The following is a 20464-nucleotide window of genomic DNA, read 5'->3' on the forward strand; positions in this document are numbered from 1 at the left end:
AGCGATCTAACTGCGCGCCGACGGCCGTCAACCCACGGACGCTGCCCGTCCGGTCACCTCGTCGATCTCGATTTCGAAGAACAGATGCGGCGAGGCGCCGGCAATCACCTGGTCGCCAGGCTTCAGGCCGCCCGGTTCCCACCAGTTCACGCGCTGTTCGAGAAGCGACCAGGCGTTCATGCGCTCGCGATGCCATTGTTTCGTATCCGGCAGTTCCTGATAGCGGCCGTAGATGACGACGCTTCGCCAGTCCTGCCGGTCCGTTGCCGTGTCCATTTGAATGCAGACGCGGGGAGTGGCCCGCATCCAGTCGATCTTCTGCCCGGGCATCGAAAAGCCGTAGAGCCTGTTGGCGGCAAAAGCATATTGGATGGGCACGACATAGGGCTGGCCATCCCGGACGCACCCGAGGCGAGCGATATGGTTCTCGGCGACGAGGTCGATGCATTCCTGCCGCGACATTTCCCTGATCAACATCAAACTCTCCTTTTTAAAGAGGTCATCCAAGCATCAGTCTCTGCCGGTCAGACGGACCGGCATTGATCTCGCTCATTTCGGACATAGGGCAAGAAAGCCGAAAAAATTCTGGAGCGGGGGAATAAATCGCCCGGGGCTCCGTTTGCCCTCCCACGACATCAGCCTGATGGCTTCGTGCGGCGCGGTTGCCGCTTGCGAGCGTCGGCCAGCAAAAAGGGAGCGTAGCTATGACCATCAGCCCGGTGATCGCTTCGGAAAAAGACCTCGTCACCCTGAACGCGGCGGTAGCCGAACGCATTGACGGCCATATGCCGGTGAGCCAGGTGCGCCTGCTCGTCGGCGTAATGCTCGTCGCCTTTGCCGCCGTCCTGATCTTTCTCGCGGCTGACGGCCTGACGCTGCCGATGCGCCTTTCGCTGATGGTGTTTGCGACGACGCTGATCTGCTGGACGATCTTCGACCTGCCGGAAACGCCGGTGGCGCTTGCCGGGGCGGCGGCCTTGGCCGTGACCGGTGCCGTCGGCGAGGAGGCGGTTTACGCCGCGCTCGGCAACGACATCGTCTGGCTGATGATGGCGGCTTCGGTGATTGCGGCGGTGTTGCAGGCATCGGGCCTCGTCGAGCGGCTCGCTTTCCGGCTGCTCGCCCGTTTCCGCGACGTCAGCCGGTTGTTCTGGGTAGTGACGCTGACGATCTTCGTGACGGCTTTCGTCATTCCCTCGACCTCGGCACGGGCGGCCATTTTCATGCCCGTCTTCCTGGGGCTCGCCTCGACCATCGGCCGTCCCGGCATCACCCGCGCTTTGGCGCTGCTGTTTCCGTCGGTGATCCTGCTTTCGGCGGCCGCTTCGCTGACTGGCGCCGGCGCCCATCTCGTCGCCGTCGATTTCATTCGCCGCAGCGGTGGCGAAGCACCGGGCTTCCTCGGCTGGGCCTTGCTTGCAGCACCCTTCGCGCTGCTGACGAGCCTGATTGCCTGCAGCCTGATCCTGCGTTTCTTCCTCGACGATACCGATCGGAACTGGCGCCTCGACCTGCCGGCCGCACCGACAGAGAAACGTCCGTTTTCGGCGCGCGACAAGGCGATCCTCGCTGTCACCGCGGCGATCGTCGCCGCACTCGCGACCTCGGACCTGCACGGCATCGCGCTGCCGGTGGTGGCACTCGTCGGCGCTCTGATCCTGGCGTCGGAAAAGATCTCCGGCATGCCGTTTCGCAAGGCGCTGAAAGGTGTGGAGTGGAACCTGCTTCTGTTTCTTGCCGGCACGCTCGTCATCGGCGAAGCGCTGCTGTCGACCGGAACGGCGACCGAGCTTGCCGATCGCCTGATCGGCGCCTTCGGCCAGATCGGCGAGCCGCCGGCGTGGCTGGTCGTGCTTCTTGCCATCGCGGTCGCGACCTTTGCCCATATCGTCATTGCCTCGCGAACGGCGCGGGCGACGGTGCTCATTCCGGCTGTGGCGCTGCCGCTGGCAGGCTTCGGGGTCAGCCCCGCCAGCCTCATCATGGTTACAGCTATAGGTAGTGGTTTCTGCCAGACGCTGATGGTTTCGGCCAAACCCGTGGCGCTGTTCGGAGGCATGGAACCACCGGCTTTCGGCCCTTCCGATCTGCTGCGTCTGGCCTTGATGCTGGCCCTCCCGTTCATCGCGCTGCTTGCCCTTTTCGCCCTTGTGATCTGGCCGGCAATCGGCTTGGCGACGTAACAATAAACATCTGATATATAGACATGTTTTTAGCCGAAGCGTCGTTCGCTTCGGCTCTTTTGTTTTTCGTTCCGCAAAAGAAAGAATTCTGCATTTCGGGCGGAATAAACGTCGCGAGCCGCCGTTTCTCCCTTGCATCCGCATTGTCACAAAAGTGCAAGGAGATTGTCACATGTCACTTACCATCCTGGTTGCACCGTCCGGTTTCAAGGAAAGCCTGTCGGCGGAAGAAGCTGCCGATTGCATCGAGAAGGGCGTGCTGCGCGCCTGCCCGAATGCCGAGGTTCTGAAGGTGCCCATGGTCGACGGCGGTGAAGGTTTCACCAAGGCGCTCGTCGCGATTACCGGCGGCAGCCTGCATGAACTTGATGTCACCGGTCCGCTCGGCGAGCCCGTCGCCTCACATTTCGGTTTCCTCGGTGGTCAGTCCGAACGCACGGCCGTCATCGAAATGGCGGCGGCGGCCGGTCTGCGGCTGGTGCCGCGCGATCGTCGCAACCCCTGCATCACCACCAGCTACGGTGTCGGGGAGCTCATCCGGGCGGCGCTGGACGCCGGTGCCCGCCGTATCCTGCTCGGCTGCGGCGACAGCGGCATCAACGATGGCGGCGCCGGCATGGCCGCGGCCTTGGGCGTGAAGCTGCTCGACAGCGATGGCAATCCGCTCGCGCCCGGCGGTGCGGCGCTTGCCTCGCTGGCAAGCATCGATATGTCCGGTCGCGATCCGCGTCTTGCCGAGGTTCGCATCGACGCGGCCGTCAACTGGCACAATGTGCTGCTCGGCGAACGCGGCGTCGCCCGCGTCTTCGGGCCGCAGAAGGGCGCGACGCCGGAGCAGGTGGAGCTGCTCGCGGCAGCGATGGAGACCTATGCCGCGGCCATTCAGGCGACGACCGGCATTGCGGTCGGCGACGCACCGGGAGCGGGCGCGTCCGGCGGCCTCGGCGCGGCGGTCATGGGGCTGCTCGGCGGCGCACTGCATCCGCGCTACGACATCGTCATGCGCTATCTCGATCTCGATAGCATGATCGGCAGGGCCGACCTGGTGATCACCGCAGAGGGCAGCCTCGACGGGCAGACGCCGTTCGGCAAGGTGCCGGCCGAGGTCGGCCATAGGGCCAAGGACGCAGGGCGCCCGGTCATCGCGCTCGCCGGCACCATCGGCAAGGGCGTGACCCTCAACTTCGACCACGGCATCGATGCCTTCGCCTCAATCCTGAAGGCGCCGTGCACCCTCGACGACGCCATCAATGCAGCGCCGAAACTGCTGGTGCGTGCGGCGGAAGATGCCGTGCGCATGGTGCGCGTCGGCATGCTCCTGAACGAGCGTGGACTGGCTGCCTGATCGACGCATTGACCGGTCTGGCGGGATGGTGGCGCTGCCGCCTCCCGCCGGAACCGTACGGGTGGCTACCGTCACGCAATCGCCGAGATTGTCCTCTCAGTCTTCGTAAACGCAGGACGGATCACGAGGACCAAACGTCAAATGTCAAACGGATGGGAAGAGTCGGCGGCGGCCTGGATTTCCGGGCTGGGCGTCGAAGGGGATTTTGCGCGGCGTTTCGTTCTCGATGTGCCCATGCTCGAACGGGCGCGGCGAAGCGGGGCAGGAACGGTCCTCGATGTCGGGTGCGGCGAAGGGCGGTTCTGCCGGCTGCTTACGGCGGAGGGGCTGAGCACGGTCGGCATCGATCCCGCCGGGTCGCTCGTTGGCCAGGCGAGACTCCTGCATCCGGATGGTGACTATCTTATCGCACAGGCCGAACAATTGCCTTTCGCGGACGAGACCTTCGATCTCGTCGTTGCCTATCTCAGCCTCATCGACGTTGCCGACCTGGAGGCGGCGATCGGCGAGATGAACCGGGTTCTGCGCCCAGGCGGTCATCTGCTGATCGCGAACCTGACCAGCTTCTACAGCGCCAGCAATCCGACCGGCTGGCGCGATGGCGCCGATGGCAAGCGCAGCTTCATGATCGACCATTACATGGACGAACGGTCCGATTGGATCGGCTGGGGCGATCTTCGGGTGATCAACTGGCACCGGCCGCTCAGCACCTATATGTCGCTGTTGCTGGGAGCGGGCCTGCAGTTGCGCTATTTCGACGAACCATTGCCGCGGGGCGGCGACCCGGAGCAGACGGATCTCTTTCGAAGGGTTCCCTCGTTCCTGGTCATGGACTGGCGAAAGCCGTAGTCCCTGCCGCTGCTACGAGCGGCAGAGCTCGCGGGCGTTGAGAACGCCCCAGCCAAATACAGGATCCTTGCCCGGTGCACCAAGATCCTGCGTCGTCTCGGTGACGAGCTTTGCGACTTCTGCCGCCGAGAGATCAGGATGCGATGCCCGCAGGATGGCGGCGGCAGCCGTGACGAAGGGGGCGGCAAAGGAGGTGCCGGTTCGTGGCGCTGCGCCTTCGATCGACGCCGCCGTCCAGACACGGGTGCCGAGTGCCGCGACATCGATATGGTCGCCCCGCCCGGCGCGGCGATAGGGCTTGAAGTTGCGGTCGACGGCGGTGACCGCGATCATCGCCGGATAGGCGGCGGGATAGACGGGTTTTGCCCTCGGGCCGTCATTGCCGGCCGCAGCCACCTGGATGATGTTCCGCTCGGCCACGAGCGCGACGGTCTTTTCGAGCAGCAGGTTGTGCGGCCCGGAGAGGCTCATGTTGATGACCGTGACCTTGCGCGAGGCCAGGAGGTCGATGGCACGCACGAGATCGTAGGTCTCGGCGATATCGCTTTCGCCGCCCTTGCGCTGGAAGGCGTCGACGGCGATCAGGTGGGCATTGCCGAGCAGCCCCGGCGCGCGGCTGTCCTTCCGTCCGGCGATGAGGGCGGCAACCGCGGTCCCGTGCTGGCGCCCGGATTCCGGCGCCTCTTCTTCCGCCAGCCTGACGATGTCGAGCTTGACGTCCTTGAGCGAGGGATGGGCGGGATTGATCGCCGTGTCGATCAGCCCGATCGGGCCGGCGGCCGTGCAAGCCGCGCTGGCGTCCGGCCAGCCGATGGCGGTGCGAACGAGCGCGCAACCACCGTCGGCGCAGGGAGCCGGTGAGGCGGCGCCTTCGTTCGGGTCGAAATAGTGGTTGAGATCGGCGATCGCTCCCGGCGTCGCATCCGCGACCTGTCGGCGTGCGTCTTCGAGCGCCATGCCGCTGGGCGCGCCGAGCTTGACGATCTCTGTCGTCGAAAGCCCGAGCGGCTCCCTTGCGCGCACCGTGAAGCCGCTTTCCGTCAGACGCTGGACGGCGGCCTCGTCGAGGCCGAACGCAATGATTTCGCCCGGCACATGGGTCGCCCGGCGGGCCGGCGGACGCTGGCGCACGACACGTCGCTCCGGCGTTCCGCGGAAAAGATCAAGCAGGTTGCCGCCGCCTCCGCCCCAGCTGCCGCTCGAGCCGCGATCGCTGGAGCTGCGTGACGAGCCGCCGCCACTGCCGCCATCGTCATCGTCGCCCCCATCGTCGTCGTCCGCCTGGGCCTGGCCGACCCAGGCAAAGCGAAGGGCCGACTGGCCGTCGCTGCTGCCAAAGGAGAGGTCCCCCGCGCCCGCAGCCAGGCCGCACAACGACAGGACGGACATTCGAAACAGGCGGTTTTTCAAGGTTTTCTCCTTGTGCAACGGCATCCGAAAACGAAAGCTTACCGTGAATGAAAGGACCATAAGTGGTGACTTTCGGGTGTAGTTCCCATAACGCTCAACGGATGAATGGACAAATTATTCCACCGGGAACGAAGGGTTGTACCCAAAGAGGCGCCCGATGACGGACCCGACCATCGCCTTCGGTGAGCGCCTGGTCGCGTTTCTCCCGAACCTGCGCCGCTTTGCCATTTCGCTTTGCCGCTCGCGGGATGTGGCCGACGACCTAGTGCAGGCGGCTTGCGAAAAGGCGCTTGCCGGTTCCGACCGCTTCGAGGAAGGCACGCGTTTCGACGCGTGGATGTTCCGTATCCTGCGCAACCTGTGGATCGACCAGCTGCGCCGGCAGAAGACCACCGGTCCGACGGAGGAGATCGAGGCGCAGGCCGAGCTCGCCGTCCCCTCCGGCGAAGCCGGGAGCGAGGCGCGCATGGCGCTGAAGAGCGTGGCGGCTGCGATCGACGGCCTGGTGCTCGAACAGCGGGAAGTGCTGATCCTCACCTGCGTCGAGGAGCTTTCCTACAAGGAGGCCGCCGAGGTCCTCGGCATTCCGATCGGAACCGTCATGAGCAGGCTTGCCCGGGCGCGTAAAAATCTTGCGGAGGCAACGGGAATAGAACCGCCGGTCGCGCGTTCACAGGACATGAGAGGCGGGACAAGATGAGCGACACGGAATTCAGCGATGAGATCTTGATGGCGTTCGCCGACGGCGAACTCGACGAGGAGACGATGCGTCGTGTCGAGGCGGCACTGGAAACGGACGACGAACTGATGGCGCGTATCGCGATGTTCATGGAAACGCGCGCCGCCGCAAGCGAGGCCTTGAAGCCGGTGCTCGACGAGCCGGTTCCGGACGAACTGGTTGCCAAGGTGCGGGCCATGGCGGCGGCGGCGAGTGGCACTGAAAGTACTGCGGACGCGCTGACGGCCGGCGGCGACAATGTCGTGGCCTTCCGGCGCCCTGCGGATCGGCCCGCGTCGCCGAACGCCGGGCCTTCGCGATTTCTGATGGCGATGGCAGCGTCGATGCTGGTGGTCGTCGGCGGCGCCGGCGGCTACCTGCTTCGCGGCGGCGGGTTGGCGGAAACCGGCGCGCTACAGGTGGCCGGCACCGTCGGTCCGGCGCTCGCCGCCATCCTCGACAAGGCGGCTTCGGGGGACGAAGTCGCCGTTGGTGAAGGCCAGGGGACGGTCCGCCTGGTATCGGCATTCGAAGTCGGCTCGGGGCAGCTCTGCCGGGAATACGAACTCACCCAGCCTGGTGCGCCCGGCCTCGTTTCGGTCGCTTGCCGCAAGGCATCAACCTGGCAGACGCGGCTCGCCGTCGCCAGACCGGAAGGCGGAGACGGCTATGCGCCGGCCTCCTCGCTTGAGACCGTCGATGCATTTCTGACTTCCATCGGCGCCGGGCAGCCGCTCGATGCGGACGCCGAGAAGAAGGCGCTCGCCGGCACGAAATAAACGGTGAATTCCAACGTCGGGCAATCGCTGCGCTGCTTTCGGCCCTAAAGCGGGACCGAAAGCCCGACCTTCACCGGATCCATCGTCACGAAGGTGCGGAAGCGCTTGATGTTCGCGTTGCCGAAGAACATGCGCCGGGTAAAGGCCTCGTAGTCGGCCATGGTCGGCACGATGACGACGAGCATGAAATCGACGTCGCCGGTGACGTAGTAGCATTGCTGCACTTCCGGTGCTGCGGTAAACGCCACTTTCGCCGCATCAAGCAGCGCGATCTGCTCGCTCTCGACCTCCACTTCGACGAGGATCGTCAGCGCCTGGTTGACGCTGACCGGATCGACCAGGGCGACATTGGCGCGGATGACGCCGGTTTCCTCCATGCGCTTGATCCGCCGCTGTACGGCAGGCGCCGACAGATTGACCGCCTCGCCGATCTGGCGCTGCGGCGTCGTATTGTCCTTCTGCAGGATGGCGAGGATCGCAAGATCGAAGCGATCCAGTTCGACCTGTGGCTTTTTCGACGGGGCCATTCAGTGCCTTTCGGTTCCGCTCTCCGGCGCCGAAGGTGGGACTCCACGTGACGGCTCCTCGGCTTTACAAACTTGCATTCGCGAGCGTCATTTAGAGCGCATTTCTCAGCGGCGATGAAATAGATTTTCGTGGTCTACGGAGATTGCACCATGTTTCTCGCCAATACCCATGCCGATTTCGGCCACCCGCTGCTGCCTGCGGATGCCGACATGCTGTCGCTGACAGCCGCCGCGCGCGTCGAGCAGCAGCTTGCCCGCCGCCCCGACCATCGGGAGACGCCGCTTCATGCCTTGCCGGCCTTGGCGGAAGAGCTCGGCGTTGCCGGCGTCTTCCTCAAGGACGAGGGCCACCGGCTGGGGCTTGGCAGCTTCAAGGCGCTTGGCGGCTCCTATGCGGTGATCCGGCTTGTGCTCGATGAGGCGGAACGGCGTCTCGGGCGCAGCGTCGATCTCGACGATCTGGACCGGCCCGAGGTTCGGGCGATCGCCGCCGCCCAGACATTCGGCTGCGCCACCGATGGCAATCACGGGCGCTCGGTCGCCATGGGCGCCCGGCTTGTCGGCGCCAAATCAGTGATCTTCGTGCATGCGGGCGTCAGCGAAAAGCGCATCGAGGCGATCGCGGCCTATGGCGCCGAAATTGTCCGGGTCGCCGGGACCTATGACGATTCCGTCCGCGAGGCCGCGCGCGTCTGTGACGAAAATGGCTGGACGGTCGTCTCGGACACCACCTGGCCCGGCTACGAGTACATTCCCGGCCTGGTGATGCAGGGCTATACGGCGCTGCTGAGCGAGGCCCTGCGGCAGATGGAAGAGCCGCCGACCCATGTCTTCGTGCAGGCGGGTGTCGGCGGCATTGCCGCCGCCACGGCTGGGCATCTGGCGCTACGCTATGGCACACAGCGCCCCCGTTTCGTCGTCGTCGATCCGGCCCGCGCCGCCTGCCTCTACGAAAGCGCCAGGGCCGGCCATCCGGTCAAGGTGGCGCATGGCGAGGCGACGATCATGGCCATGCTCGAATGCTACGAGCCGTCGCTCGTCGCCTGGCGTATCCTGTCGCGTGTCGCCGATGCGTTCATGACCGTCGACGAGGAGGATGCCGTTTCGGTGATGAACCGGCTGGCGCGGCCCGCAGGCTCTGACCCGGCGATCGTGTCCGGCGAAAGCGGCGGCGTCGGCCTTGCCGGATTGCTGTCGGTTGCCCGTGATCCGGCGCTGCGGGAGACGCTCGGATTGACGGCCCAATCGCGTGTTTTCGTCATCAATACCGAGGGTGCGACCGACCCCGAGCGGTATGCCGCCCTCGTCGGCTTGTCGCCCGAGACCGTTGCAAACACATCGAACGAGAGAGGGTGAGCCATGGCGGGATCAAATCTTGACCGGCTTGTGAAAGACATGACTGCCTGGCGTCGCGACCTGCACGCGCATCCGGAATTCGGCTTCGAGGAACAGCGTACCTCCTCCTTCGTCGCGGCCAAGCTCCGGGAGTTCGGGCTCGACGAGGTGGTGGAGGGGGTCGGAGGCACCGGTGTCGTCGGCCGCTTGAAACGCGGCAGCGGCAACCGCGCCGTAGCACTTCGGGCCGACATGGATGCGCTCAGGATACCGGAGCAGGGAGAACTGCCCTATCGCTCGACGAAGCCCGGCACCATGCATGCCTGTGGCCATGACGGTCACACGGCCATGCTGCTCGGCGCAGCCAAGATGCTCGCCGAAGATGGCGGCTTCGACGGCACTGCGTGTTTCATTTTCCAGCCGGCCGAGGAGTGGGGCAAGGGCGCGCTCGCGATGCTCGATGAAGGGCTGATGGAACGCTTCCCGTTCGACGAGATCTACGGCCTGCACAACATGCCGGGGCTGCCCGTCGGCCGTTTCGAGACCCGCGTCGGCGCGATCATGTCGGCGGAGGACAATTTCGAGATCGTGCTAAAGGGCGTCGGCGGGCACGCGGCGCGGCCGCACTGGGGCAATGAGACGTTGGTTGCCGCCTGCGCCACCGTCGTCAATCTGCAGACGATCGTCTCGCGCCGCCTGTCGCCGACGGATATCGGCGTTGTCTCTGTCACCGAGCTTTTGACCGATGGCACGCGCAACGCGCTGCCCGGTCTCGCCCGCATCCTTGGCGATGCCCGCAGCTTCCGCCCGGAGGTCAGCGCCAAGATCGAGGCGGAGATGCGGGTGATCGCCAAGGGAACGGCGGATGCCTATGGCTGCGCGGTCGAGGTCAACTACACCCGCGAGTTCGTTCCGTTGATCAACGATGCGGCCCTGACCGGCCACGCCTTTGCTGCGGCGGAAACGGTGTTCGGTGCGGCGAATGTCGCAACGGCCGCCGAGCCGATGACCGGCTCCGAGGATTTCGCCCGCTTCCTCGAACACGTGCCGGGTTGTTTCGTCTTCATCGGCAATGGCGAGGCATCGGCGCCGCTGCACAATCCGCGGTATGACTTCAATGACGACGCCCTGATCTTCGGCGCGCGTTATCACGCCGAGATTGTTCGGCAGAGGCTGGCGCCCGCCGAAAGCCGGCCGTGAACCGAAATCCGCATGAAAGCAGGACAGAGATGCCTTCTTCTTCCATAGATGCCGCGCGCCTGATCGGGCGTATCCGTGAGCTCGGCGACATCGGTCGCGATGCGGAGGGGCGATTGACCCGGCTCGCCGGCTCCGACAACGACAAGGTCGGTCGCGATCGTCTCGTGGCGTGGATCGAGGCGGCCGGGCTCGACGTTGCGGTCGACCGTATCGGCAACATCTTCGGCATCTGGCGCGACGACGCGAACGGCGGCGAAGCGCCGGTCATGCTCGGCTCGCACATCGATACGGTCATCAATGCCGGCATCTATGACGGTTGTTACGGCGTGCTTGCCGGATTGGAAGTGATCGAGACGCTGAAGAGCAGTGGTGCGACGCCGACCCGGCCGATCGTCATTGCCGCCTTCACCAATGAGGAGGGTGTGCGGTTTGCGCCCGACATGCTCGGCTCGCTCGTCTATGCCGGCGGTCTGCCGCTGGAGACGGCGCTCGCGACCATCGGCACGGATGGCTCGTTGCTGGGCGAGGAACTCGAGCGGATTGGCTATGCCGGTACCGTCGAGCCGGGGTTCCTCACCCCCCACGCCTATGTCGAGCTTCATATCGAGCAGGGGCCGGTGCTGCAGCGCGAGGGCTTTGCAATCGGTGCGGTCGAGAACCTGCAGGGCATCTCCTGGCAGCGCGTGACGATCGATGGCGTCGCCAACCACGCCGGCACGACACCGATGGCGATGCGTTCCGACGCCGGTCTCGCCGCCGCCCGGGTTGGCCTGCTCCTGCGCGAACATATTGCCCGGTCGAACGCGCCGAGTGTCGCGACCATCGGCACCATGCGTTTCGAGCCCGACGCGATCAACGTCATCCCGTCTCGTGCCATCTTCACCGTCGATCTGCGCGATCCGGACGAGGAACGGCTGCAGGCGCTCGAAACGGCGCTTGCGGACTTCCTTGTCCTTATCGCCGAGGAAGAGGGGGTGACGATCGCCGTCGAGCGGCTTGCACGCTTCCAGCCGGTGGTCTTCGATCAGGGCATCGTCGCAGCGATCGAGGCGTCGGCCAAGGCGCGCGGCCTCAAGAGCCGGCGCATGACCTCCGGCGCCGGCCATGATGCCCAGATGATCGCCCGCATCGCGCCGACGGCGATGATCTTCGTGCCGAGCCGCGACGGCATCAGCCACAACCCGCGCGAACACACGGAGTCGGACGAGCTCGTCGCCGGCGCCAATGTGTTGCTCGATGTGGTCGAGCGGATGGTGGGGAGTCGCTAGAGGGGTAGGGGTATTGCGCGTCCGTTGATTAAACGGGATCGATGTCGCGCCTCCCTCTTCCCGTCATGTCAGGGCTTGGCCCGAGCATGCAGAGGCAGACGCTCTTATGTCTTCGATAAAACAGCGCGCGCCACTCTTCGGCGCGACGAAGCAGACGGCGCTTCAAGGCTCTTTTTTTGTGTGACCCGCACTTTTACGGGATCCCGCATAGCCCTTCTGCCGGGTGGAAGATTCTGGCCCGCTCCCCTCGGCGGGCTCCTCCGGTGTCTGGCGGAAAAGATTGAGGAAGCTGCTGCCGCCGTGCCATACGCTGCCGGTCGGTCCGTAATCGCGCCCGTCGCGCGAAGAGTGACGCTCGCTGTCTCCACCGCTCAGGCCGCTTCCGTCGATGACGCCGCCTCCGCCGCCTGCGCCGGTCCCACCGGGCTCGCCACCCACGCCGCTACCGTCGCCGGAGCCCCAGTTGCCGCCACTCCCGTCACCGCCACCCTCGGTGCCGCCGCTCCCGACGTTTTCGCCGCCTTGGTCGCCGCCGCCCGGAGCACCTTCACCATTCCCGCCGCCGGTATTGGCGTCGTCCGCATGGGCGGCGGAAATCCAGGAAAGGCCCGCGGTAAAGCTCCCATCGCGCGGCAGGTCGCCTGCGAATGCAAGGGCCCCGATGGACAGGGCCGTCAGTCTCAGCAGGCGTGTCCTCAAGTCTTTCTCCTTGTGCGAACGGCGTTGTTGCGTCGTTCTGCAAGACCTTCTGCGCGTCATAGGACTGCAGCGCGTCGCGAATGAATTTCGCCGACAGCGACTTTTGCGAGTGCCTTGCATACCGTTCAATCGCCGCGGGGACAAGCTATTCGGGTGCCGCGCAAGGTGCGGGCCCAGGGCGGTGGCCGCAACACGCCGATGATCGCGGGTTCGACAGGGGGGCGCGTTCGTCGATTGGGCGGGTCGGAAGCGCGCGTCCTACTGTGGTCGAGCCCGAACATGAAGGAGGTGGGGACCGTTGGCGATCGCCGGGAAATCCTGCGCGAATTGAAGGGGCCGTGACCGGCCCCTTCAGGGGGTCTTTGCCGCCTACTCGACCGCGCCAGCCGCGTCTTCCACCGGCATGTAGAGGTCGCCGCCCTCGCGGTACTTCGCGGCCATCGCCTCCAGCCCTTCCTTCTGCGCCTCGGCCCGGATGTCGTGCGAGATCCGCATCGAGCAGAATTTCGGGCCGCACATGGAGCAGAAATGCGCGACCTTGTGCGCCTCCTTCGGCAGGGTCTCGTCGTGAAAATTGCGGGCTGTTTCCGGGTCGAGCGAGAGGTTGAACTGGTCCTCCCAGCGGAACTCGAAGCGGGCGCGAGACAGCGCGTCGTCGCGCACCTGGGCTGCCGGGTGACCCTTGGCGAGATCGGCGGCATGGGCGGCGATCTTGTAGGTGATGACGCCGACCTTGACGTCGTTGCGGTCAGGCAGGCCGAGATGCTCCTTCGGCGTGACATAGCAGAGCATGGCGGTGCCGAACCAGCCGATCATCGCAGCACCGATGCCGGACGTGATGTGGTCGTAGCCGGGTGCGATGTCCGTCGTCAGCGGTCCGAGCGTATAGAAAGGCGCCTCGCCGCAGACGGCCAGTTGCTTGTCCATGTTCTCCTTGATCTTGTGCATCGGCACGTGGCCGGGGCCTTCGATCATCACCTGACAATCCTTGGCCCAGGCGATCTTGGTGAGTTCGCCGAGCGTTTCGAGTTCGGCGAATTGTGCGGCGTCGTTGGCGTCGGCGATCGAGCCCGGGCGCAGGCCGTCGCCGAGCGAGAAGGAGACGTCATAGGCGCGGCAGATGTCGCAGATCTCCTCGAAATGCTCGTAGAGGAAGCTCTCACGATGATGATGCAGACACCACTTGGCCATGATCGAGCCGCCGCGTGACACGATGCCGGTGACGCGGTCGACGGTGAGCGGGATGTAGTGCAGGCGGACGCCGGCATGGATGGTGAAATAGTCGACGCCCTGCTCGGCCTGCTCGATCAGCGTGTCGCGATAGACTTCCCAGGTGAGGTCCTCGGCAATGCCGTTGACCTTTTCCAGCGCCTGGTAGAGCGGTACGGTGCCGATCGGAACCGGCGAGTTGCGGATGATCCATTCGCGGATGTTGTGGATGTTGCGGCCGGTCGAAAGGTCCATGACCGTGTCAGCACCCCAGCGCGTCGCCCAGACCATCTTCTCGACTTCCTCGGCCATCGACGAGGTGACGGCGGAGTTGCCGATATTGGCGTTGATCTTCACCAGGAAGTTCCGGCCGATGATCATTGGTTCGGATTCCGGGTGGTTGATGTTGGCGGGCAGGATCGCCCGGCCGCTGGCGATTTCCTGGCGCACGAATTCCGGCGTCACGTGATCGGGAACGTGGGCGCCGAAGCTTTCGCCGTCGCGGACCTTCGCGCGCGCCGCGTCGCGGCCGAGGTTCTCGCGGATCGCCACGAACTCCATCTCCGGCGTGATGATGCCGGCGCGGGCATAGGCAAGCTGCGTCACTGCCCGGCCACCCGTGGCCTTCAGCGGCGCATGCTGGAACGGGAAGGTCGGTGTCAGCCGGTCGCCGCTCACAAAGCCGTTGTCTTCGGGGCGGACGGTGCGTCCCTCATAGGTCTCGACATCGCCGCGGTCGACGATCCAGTTGCGGCGAAGCCGCGGCAGGCCGTCCTCGATGCGGATCTCGGCACCGTCGGCGGTGTAGGCGCCGGAGGAGTCATAGACCGTGACCGGTTGCTCGCCCGAGGTCGGGTGCAGAGCAATCTCGCGCATTGGCACGCGGATATCCGGATGAAGAACGCCCGGCTTGTGGATCTTTCGGGAGGCCGGAAGCGGGCCTTGCGTGACCGCGAGGGCTGAGGGTTTGGTGGCAATATTCATGACGAGGCTCCAAGTTTGCGATTGGAGACCCAGTTCTGATGCCGGAAAGATGAAAGACGCTCCGCCAGGTGCTCACCGCACGGAATCCTGGCTTCGATATCTGCACCGTCCCTACGCCAGTATGAACTGGATCAGGTTCAACGGGTCACTGCGCTATAGCCGGCAAGCCGGCCATCCAGCAGAATCTCAGCCCCTTGCGGGACCCCCCTGGTGAATGCCTAGATCATAGCCATCGAACGGCCCGGGTCGTCAAGCGTGAATTCGCCTGTCGATAAAGATGCACCTAGTGCGTGTATTTGCGGATTCGAATTTGGCGCTAGCGGCCGGCCTTTTCCGGTGCTGTCCGCTCGGCATAATCGGCGCGGTTGATGCCGTGGCGCTGGAGCTTGTCGTAGAAGGTCTTGCGCGGGATGCCGAGCGCCTCGATCGTCGCCTTGACGTCGCCGCGCTGGGCGCGCAGCACCTCCTTCAGGATCTCCGCCTCGTAGCGTTCAAGCCGTTCCGGCAGGGCGAATCCGGGCTGTTCGGTGGGCGCAATCGTTTGGCCCAGCGGACCTTCCACACCAAGCGCCACCCGCTCGGCAAAATGCGAGAGTTCACGCACATTGCCCGGCCAGGCATGCGTCATCAGATGCCGTTGTACGGCTGGAGAGATCATCGGCACGTCGCGCTTGAAGCGCTCGGCCGCCCGGGTCAGGAAGTGCGAGAAGAGCAGCGGGATATCGTCACGGCGTTCGCGCAGCGGCGGGATCGACAGCGTCACGACGTTCAATCGGAAGTAGAGGTCTTCGCGGAAGTCGCCGCGCTCCGCCGGATTGCCGAGATCGATCTTGGCAGCCGCGATGACGCGGATATCGACCGGACGAACCTGGTTGGTGCCAAGCGGCGTGATCTCGCGCGCTTCCAGAACGCGCAGCATCTTCACCTGCGTTGCCGGCGGCATCGCCTCGATCTCGTCGAGGAAAAGCGTGCCGCCGCTTGCATGCTCGATCCGGCCGATGCGCTTCTTCAAGGCGCCGGTGAAGGCGCCCGGTTCGTGGCCGAAGAGTTCGCTTTCGATCACCGTCTCCGGCAGAGCGCCGCAATTCAGCGCCACGAAATTGCCGTTACGGCGGCGGCTCCAATTGTGAAGCAGCGTCGCCACCACTTCCTTGCCGCTGCCGGTCTCACCGGCGACGAGCACGTCGACATCGGTATCGGCGATGTGCCGGATCGTCTGGCGCAGGCGTTCCATGACCGGCGTCTGGCCGATCAGCGGCAGGCTGTCGCCGGCCGTCTCGGCGGCCCGCTTCAGTGCGCGGTTCTCCATCACGAGCCGGCGTTTTTCCAGAGCGCGATGCACGCTCTGCACCAGCCGGTCGGCGGCGAAGGGTTTTGGGATGAAGTCGTAGACGCCGTCGTGCAAGGCCTGCACCGCCATCGGGATATCCCCATGACCGGTCACCAGGATCACCGGCAGGTCTGCGTCGAAGGCTTCGATGCGGCGGAAGAAGGCGAGGCCGTCGATGCCCGGCATGCGGATATCGCTGACGACGATGCCGTCGAAATTGGCATCGAGCGTCTTCAACGCTTCGGCGGCGCTGGCAAACGGGATGACGGTGAGGCCGGCGAGTTCCAGCGTCTGCGTCATCGCCTTGCGCAGATGGGTGTCGTCATCGACGAGATAGACGGTCGGCTGCATCGCTCAGGCCCTCTTCAGGCGAACCGTGAAAACGGTGCCCTTGTCGCTGGTGTCGACGGTGATATCGCCGCCATAATCGGCGACGATCTCCTTGGAGATGGCAAGGCCAAGGCCGAGGCCCTCGTCCTTCGAGGTGTTGAACGGCGTGAACAGATCCTCGCGGATATGCGGGGGAATGCCCGGGCCGTTGTCGGCAACGACGAGCGAAACCGTCCCGGACGGGCTCTCCTCGCAGCGCACGCGGATCTCGGCATCGCCGCGCGCGCCGAGCGCTTCCAGCGCGTTCTGGAGAAGATTGATCAGCACCTGTTCCAGCCGGATGCGGCTGCCGAGCACGCGGAGGCCATTTTCCGGCAGGTCGATGACGATCGCATCCATGCGGCCGGCAAAGCGGCTGCGCAGCAACAGCATCGCCCCTTCGATCACGTCGCGCATCGGCGTCGGTTCGGCGACGAAGCGGCCCTTGCGGGCAAAGCTTCTGAGTTCGTCGGTGATGGTGCCGACCCGGTCGGTCAGTTCGGCGATGCTGACGAGGTTCTCGACCGCGGTCTGCTGCTGGCCGCGATCGAGGAAGGTGCGGGCGTTGTCGGCATAGGCGCGGATGGTCGCGACCGGCTGGTTGATCTCATGGGCGACGCCGGCCGCCACCTGGCCGAGGATCGCCAGCCGGTTCGCCTGGACGAGCTCCTGTTGCACCGCCTGCAGCTTTTCGCCGGTGCGCCGATGGTCGGCGATCTCCGTTTCGAGATGATCGCGGGCAAGGCTGAGGTCATGGGTGCGCTCCGCCACGCGGGTTTCCAGCTCGTCGCGCGCGGCGCGATCCCTTGCAGACACCAGCGCCAGCGTCTGGCGGCGGCGCAGGAGGAAGGCGGTAAGGGCGAGCAGCGGGGCGAGGAGGGCGAGCGCAATCAGCCGGGCCTCGCGGGTTGCCGCCGAGATCGCGCCATCGAGCGGCGCCAGTTGCTCCAGCCGCCAGCTTGTGGTCGGCACCATGGTTTCGACCCTGAGGAACCGGCGCTCGCTGTCGCCGGGCAGGAGCGCCCGCAACTCGCTGGAGCCGTCGTTTGTCGGTTCGATGTCGCGGAAGGGCAGCGGCAGCAGCGAAGCATCGCCGAACTGCAGGCTGTCGCGGATGGCGGCGACGCGATCGCGCGGAATGGTCCTCGTCGTCATGAAGCGCCAGGACGGGAAGCTGGTGATCAGCACGATACCGCGCCGGTCGGTGACGTAGACCGGCTTGCCGGAGGCGAGCCATTCGGCCTCCACATCGTCGAATTCGAGCTTTGCGACGACGACGCCGATCGGACCGTCGGGCCCCTGAACCCGTCGCGAAATGTAGAGACCGGGCCGCTTGCTGACGTTGCCCATGGCGAAATGCTCGGCCTTGCCGTCGCGCATTGCCATGCGGAAATATTCGCGGAAAGCATAGTCGTTGCCGACGAAACTCGTCGGCTCGCGCCAGTTGCTGGCAGCGACGGCAACACCATCGGGGCCGATCACATAGATGACGGCGGCATCCGTGTTGGCCGCCAGCGCCTGCAGCTTCTCGTCCAGCCGCTGCAGCGCCTGTGGGCTGCGGGTCGAAAGGGCCGCCTTCACCTCGACATCGTCGGCCAGCACCAGCGGCGTCGAGCGCTGGCGTTCAAGCACGGCGCGCAACAGCGAGGCCTTCAGATTGGCATCGATCCGGCTTTGGGCATCGACCGTTTCGAGCGCCTGGCTTCGGCCGTACTCGCCGGCGAGCAGGAGCGCGGCGACAAGCAGCGCGACGGCAAGGCCGGCAAAGACCAGCCAGGTGCGGCGCATCGATTGGTCGAGATCTGCCAGATTGAGGGGGGCGGAGAGGGCACTGAACATGGCCTAATTGTGCACTTTTTCGCTCAGGCTTCCAGGTAGGTTGTGCGGAAATCCGCTCAACTCTTTGTGTGCGCCAAGCCGCCCGCACAAAACATCCTCATCAATTCAAAGGCTTGTCTCGTGCCGCGGCGAACTGGCACGGCCGTTGCAAATGACGTCCTCATGACAGCCCGCGCTGTCGCGCATCGGAATTTGACCCGGGAGGCCCGGCATGACGCCGGACTGGGTGCAGTGGAGGATCTCATGATTATCGAACAATCCGCGGAACCGCGCGGCAAGACACCTTTCTATCGCCATCTCTATGTCCAGGTTCTGGCGGCGATCGCCGCCGGTATCCTGCTCGGCCATTTCTATCCGTCGCTCGGCACGGAACTGAAGCCCCTCGGCGACGCCTTCATCCGCCTCGTCAAGATGATCATCGCGCCGGTCATCTTCCTGACGGTCGCGACCGGCATTGCCGGCATGACCGATCTTGCCAAGGTCGGCCGCGTCGCCGGCAAGGCGATGATCTACTTCCTGACGTTTTCGACGCTGGCGCTCATCATCGGCCTGATCGTCGCCAATGTCGTGCAGCCGGGCGCCGGCATGCACATCGATCCGGCCTCGCTCGACGTCAAGGGCGTGACGACCTATGCCGAGAAGGCGCATGAGCAGACGATCACCGGCTTCCTGATGGGCATCATCCCGACGACGCTGGTCGGCGCCTTCGCCGATGGCGACATCCTGCAGGTGCTGTTCATTTCCGTGCTCTTCGGCCTGTCGCTCGCCATGGTCGGCAAGAAGGCCGAGCCGGTCGTCGACTTCCTGCATGCGCTGACGCTGCCGGTGTTCAAGCTCGTCGGCATCCTGATGAAGGCCGCCCCGATCGGCGCCTTCGGTGCGATGGCCTTCACCATCGGCAAGTACGGCGTCGGCTCGATCGCCAACCTCGCGATGCTGATCGGCACCTTCTACATCACGTCCTTCCTCTTCGTGTTCATCGTTCTCGGCGCCGTCGCCCGCTACAACGGCTTCTCGATCGTGGCGCTCATCCGCTACATCAAGGAAGAGCTGCTGCTCGTTCTCGGCACTTCCTCGTCGGAAGCCGCCCTTCCGGGCCTGATGAGCAAGATGGAAAAGGCGGGCTGCAAGCGCTCGGTCGTCGGCCTCGTCATCCCGACCGGCTACTCCTTCAACCTCGACGGCACCAACATCTACATGACGCTGGCCGCGCTCTTCATCGCCCAGGCGATGGATATCCCGCTGTCGCTTGGCGACCAGGTGCTGCTGCTGCTCGTCGCGATGCTGAGCTCCAAGGGTGCCGCCGGCATCACCGGTGCCGGTTTCATCACGCTGGCCGCGACGCTCTCGGTCGTGCCGGCCGTACCGGTCGCCGGCATGGCGCTGATCCTCGGCATCGACCGCTTCATGTCGGAATGCCGCGCGCTGACCAACTTCGTCGGCAATGCGGTCGCAACCATCGTCGTTGCGAAGTGGGAAGGGGAACTCGACGAGGCACAGATGGCCGCGGTCCTTGGTGGTCGCACGCCGGAAGCCTTGCCGCAGCCGGCCTTGCAGCCCGCGGAATAAGTTTGCCTCCCAAGGCATGACTGCTAAGGCAGTCCGGACGCGGCTCGTGGCAACACGGGCCGCGTTTTCGTTTGGGCTACTGGCCGCTCAAGGTCATCTTCGACGTCTCAGGCGCGCCGGCGTTCAGATAGGCGACGAAGTCTCGGAGCATCGGCACCCGGCGCGGGCGGAAACTCTCCTCCGTCATCGCGACATCGACGATGCGGTCGACGCGGAACTTGCGGAAATCCTGGCGCAGGCAGCACCAGGCGAGCAGCACCAGCATCCGCTCGAGATAGACGATCGCCAGCGGCAGGACCTGTCGGTCGGTCCGCTGCTGGTCGGCGTCGACATAGCCAATCATGACTGCGCGCTCCTGCCAGCAGGCCTCGCGCAAAAGAGCGACATCGGCAACCGGCGGCTCCCGGCGCTCGAAGCGGTAGACCTGCGATGCCGCATGCAGCGCCTGGCGCTGCAAGCGATCGGGCAGTGTCGCCGTTATCTTGGAAAGCACGGCGCCTGCTGCGGCCGCAAGATCCGGCTCTCCCATGTGCTGCACTTCGGCAAGGCCGAGCACCAGCGCCTCGATCTCCAGGCGCGTGAAGGTTTGTGGCGGCAAGGCGATGTCCTCCGTCAGCCGGTAGCCGAAGCCGCGCTCGCCATCGATGACGGCGCCGGCGGCGCGCAGGCTGTCGATGTCCCGATAGAGCGAGCGCAACGACACGCCCGTTTCCTCGGCGAGGCGCGCGGCCGTTACCGGGGAGGGGAGTGTGCGAAGCGCCTGGAGCAGGCGGAACAGACGATCACTGCGGGCCATGACTTTGGAGGATAGAGGAAGCCTACTGACGAAAACTGGCAGTTGGCCGACTGTA

General features: G+C 65.2%; 17 protein-coding genes and 1 riboswitch. Of the genes, 9 read left to right on the forward strand and 8 right to left on the reverse strand.

The annotated features are described in order from the left end of the window. Positions 1-27: 27 nt before the first annotated feature. Positions 28-477, reverse strand: coding sequence for a pyridoxamine 5'-phosphate oxidase family protein (locus IB267_RS25630; RefSeq protein WP_192450301.1), 450 nt, complete (start codon positions 475-477; stop codon positions 28-30). Between the two features lie 227 nt (positions 478-704). Between IB267_RS25630 and IB267_RS25635 the strand changes: the two genes are divergently transcribed. The 3 genes from IB267_RS25635 (at position 705) to IB267_RS25645 (ending at position 4377) form a co-directional block, all read left to right on the forward strand. After that, positions 705-2183, forward strand: a complete 1479-nt coding sequence (locus IB267_RS25635) for an SLC13 family permease (protein WP_246810839.1) — start codon at positions 705-707, stop codon at positions 2181-2183. Between the two features lie 172 nt (positions 2184-2355). After that, positions 2356-3528, forward strand: coding sequence for a glycerate kinase (locus tag IB267_RS25640; RefSeq protein WP_192450302.1), 1173 nt, complete (start codon positions 2356-2358; stop codon positions 3526-3528). A gap of 141 nt (positions 3529-3669) precedes the next feature. Further along, positions 3670-4377, forward strand: coding sequence for a class I SAM-dependent methyltransferase (locus IB267_RS25645; protein ID WP_192450304.1), 708 nt, complete (start codon positions 3670-3672; stop codon positions 4375-4377). Positions 4378-4389: 12 nt separating this feature from the next. Here the strand turns inward: IB267_RS25645 and IB267_RS25650 are convergent, their stop codons facing one another. Continuing rightward, positions 4390-5787 (reverse strand): S8 family serine peptidase, encoded by a 1398-nt coding sequence (locus IB267_RS25650; protein ID WP_246810840.1) that lies wholly within the window; start codon positions 5785-5787, stop codon positions 4390-4392. 157 nt (positions 5788-5944) lie between these two features. On the opposite strand from IB267_RS25650, the gene IB267_RS25655 reads away from it, so the two are divergent. Together IB267_RS25655 and IB267_RS25660 are read left to right on the forward strand one after the other, a co-directional pair. Beyond that, positions 5945-6487, forward strand: coding sequence for an RNA polymerase sigma factor (locus IB267_RS25655; RefSeq protein ID WP_192450306.1), 543 nt, complete (start codon positions 5945-5947; stop codon positions 6485-6487). After that, the gene (locus IB267_RS25660; protein ID WP_192450308.1) at positions 6484-7284 is read left to right on the forward strand and encodes an anti-sigma factor; all 801 of its coding nucleotides are present in this window, start codon (positions 6484-6486) and stop codon (positions 7282-7284) included. The genes IB267_RS25655 and IB267_RS25660 overlap by 4 nt, the downstream gene beginning before the upstream one ends. A 44-nt stretch (positions 7285-7328) precedes the next feature. Here IB267_RS25660 and IB267_RS25665 read toward each other — a convergent pair whose 3' ends face one another. Next, positions 7329-7811, reverse strand: a complete 483-nt coding sequence (locus tag IB267_RS25665) for an Lrp/AsnC family transcriptional regulator (protein ID WP_043621407.1) — start codon at positions 7809-7811, stop codon at positions 7329-7331. 150 nt (positions 7812-7961) lie between these two features. Between IB267_RS25665 and IB267_RS25670 the strand changes: the two genes are divergently transcribed. Genes IB267_RS25670 through IB267_RS25680 form a run of 3 tightly spaced genes read left to right on the forward strand, consistent with a single transcriptional unit; the run spans position 7962 to position 11614 of the window. Continuing rightward, positions 7962-9167, forward strand: a complete 1206-nt coding sequence (locus IB267_RS25670) for a diaminopropionate ammonia-lyase (RefSeq protein WP_192450310.1) — start codon at positions 7962-7964, stop codon at positions 9165-9167. Between the two features lie 39 nt (positions 9168-9206). Further along, positions 9207-10346, forward strand: coding sequence for a M20 aminoacylase family protein (locus IB267_RS25675; RefSeq protein ID WP_371742638.1), 1140 nt, complete (start codon positions 9207-9209; stop codon positions 10344-10346). Between the two features lie 29 nt (positions 10347-10375). Further along, on the forward strand, positions 10376-11614 hold the full coding sequence (locus IB267_RS25680) for a Zn-dependent hydrolase (protein ID WP_192450315.1): 1239 nt from the start codon (positions 10376-10378) through the stop codon (positions 11612-11614). Positions 11615-11776: 162 nt separating this feature from the next. Here IB267_RS25680 and IB267_RS25685 read toward each other — a convergent pair whose 3' ends face one another. The 4 genes from IB267_RS25685 to IB267_RS25700 form a co-directional block, all read right to left on the reverse strand. Beyond that, entirely contained in the window at positions 11777-12313 is a 537-nt protein-coding gene (locus IB267_RS25685; RefSeq protein ID WP_192450316.1) for a hypothetical protein, read from the reverse strand. A 369-nt stretch (positions 12314-12682) separates the two neighbouring features. Further along, positions 12683-14506, reverse strand: a complete 1824-nt coding sequence (gene thiC, locus IB267_RS25690) for a phosphomethylpyrimidine synthase ThiC (protein WP_192450318.1) — start codon at positions 14504-14506, stop codon at positions 12683-12685. Positions 14507-14596: 90 nt separating this feature from the next. Then, positions 14597-14725, reverse strand: a riboswitch (TPP riboswitch). A 97-nt stretch (positions 14726-14822) separates the two neighbouring features. Further along, positions 14823-16187 carry a sigma-54 dependent transcriptional regulator gene (locus IB267_RS25695; protein WP_192450320.1) on the reverse strand — a complete coding sequence of 455 codons (1365 nt, stop codon included), beginning with the start codon at positions 16185-16187 and terminating at the stop codon, positions 14823-14825. A 3-nt stretch (positions 16188-16190) separates the two neighbouring features. Further along, on the reverse strand, positions 16191-18044 hold the full coding sequence (locus IB267_RS25700) for an ATP-binding protein (protein ID WP_192450322.1): 1854 nt from the start codon (positions 18042-18044) through the stop codon (positions 16191-16193). Positions 18045-18287: 243 nt separating this feature from the next. Here IB267_RS25700 and IB267_RS25705 point away from each other — a divergent pair, with 243 nt between their 5' ends. After that, positions 18288-19613: a dicarboxylate/amino acid:cation symporter gene (locus IB267_RS25705; protein ID WP_192450324.1), complete on the forward strand. Its 1326-nt coding sequence runs from the start codon at positions 18288-18290 to the stop codon at positions 19611-19613. Positions 19614-19689: 76 nt separating this feature from the next. Here the strand turns inward: IB267_RS25705 and IB267_RS25710 are convergent, their stop codons facing one another. Continuing rightward, a complete protein-coding gene (locus tag IB267_RS25710) occupies positions 19690-20409 on the reverse strand; it encodes a YafY family protein (RefSeq protein ID WP_192450326.1) in 720 nt (239 codons plus the stop codon). Positions 20410-20464 lie beyond the last annotated feature (55 nt).

The organism is Ensifer sp. ENS09 (assembly GCF_014852425.1).
Classification (GTDB): domain Bacteria; phylum Pseudomonadota; class Alphaproteobacteria; order Rhizobiales; family Rhizobiaceae; genus Ensifer.

Coding starts and splice junctions, on each gene's coding strand:
- IB267_RS25695 (WP_192450320.1), bottom strand. CDS start 16,187: ATGCAGCCGACCGTCTATCTCGTCGATGACGACACCCATCTGCGCAAG.
- IB267_RS25665 (WP_043621407.1), bottom strand. CDS start 7,811: ATGGCCCCGTCGAAAAAGCCACAGGTCGAACTGGATCGCTTCGATCTT.
- IB267_RS25645 (WP_192450304.1), top strand. CDS start 3,670: ATGTCAAACGGATGGGAAGAGTCGGCGGCGGCCTGGATTTCCGGGCTG.
- IB267_RS25700 (WP_192450322.1), bottom strand. CDS start 18,044: ATGTTCAGTGCCCTCTCCGCCCCCCTCAATCTGGCAGATCTCGACCAA.
- IB267_RS25630 (WP_192450301.1), bottom strand. CDS start 477: ATGTTGATCAGGGAAATGTCGCGGCAGGAATGCATCGACCTCGTCGCC.
- thiC (WP_192450318.1), bottom strand. CDS start 14,506: ATGAATATTGCCACCAAACCCTCAGCCCTCGCGGTCACGCAAGGCCCG.
- IB267_RS25655 (WP_192450306.1), top strand. CDS start 5,945: ATGACGGACCCGACCATCGCCTTCGGTGAGCGCCTGGTCGCGTTTCTC.
- IB267_RS25705 (WP_192450324.1), top strand. CDS start 18,288: ATGATTATCGAACAATCCGCGGAACCGCGCGGCAAGACACCTTTCTAT.
- IB267_RS25680 (WP_192450315.1), top strand. CDS start 10,376: ATGCCTTCTTCTTCCATAGATGCCGCGCGCCTGATCGGGCGTATCCGT.
- IB267_RS25670 (WP_192450310.1), top strand. CDS start 7,962: ATGTTTCTCGCCAATACCCATGCCGATTTCGGCCACCCGCTGCTGCCT.
- IB267_RS25675 (WP_371742638.1), top strand. CDS start 9,207: ATGACTGCCTGGCGTCGCGACCTGCACGCGCATCCGGAATTCGGCTTC.
- IB267_RS25710 (WP_192450326.1), bottom strand. CDS start 20,409: ATGGCCCGCAGTGATCGTCTGTTCCGCCTGCTCCAGGCGCTTCGCACA.
- IB267_RS25640 (WP_192450302.1), top strand. CDS start 2,356: ATGTCACTTACCATCCTGGTTGCACCGTCCGGTTTCAAGGAAAGCCTG.
- IB267_RS25660 (WP_192450308.1), top strand. CDS start 6,484: ATGAGCGACACGGAATTCAGCGATGAGATCTTGATGGCGTTCGCCGAC.
- IB267_RS25635 (WP_246810839.1), top strand. CDS start 705: ATGACCATCAGCCCGGTGATCGCTTCGGAAAAAGACCTCGTCACCCTG.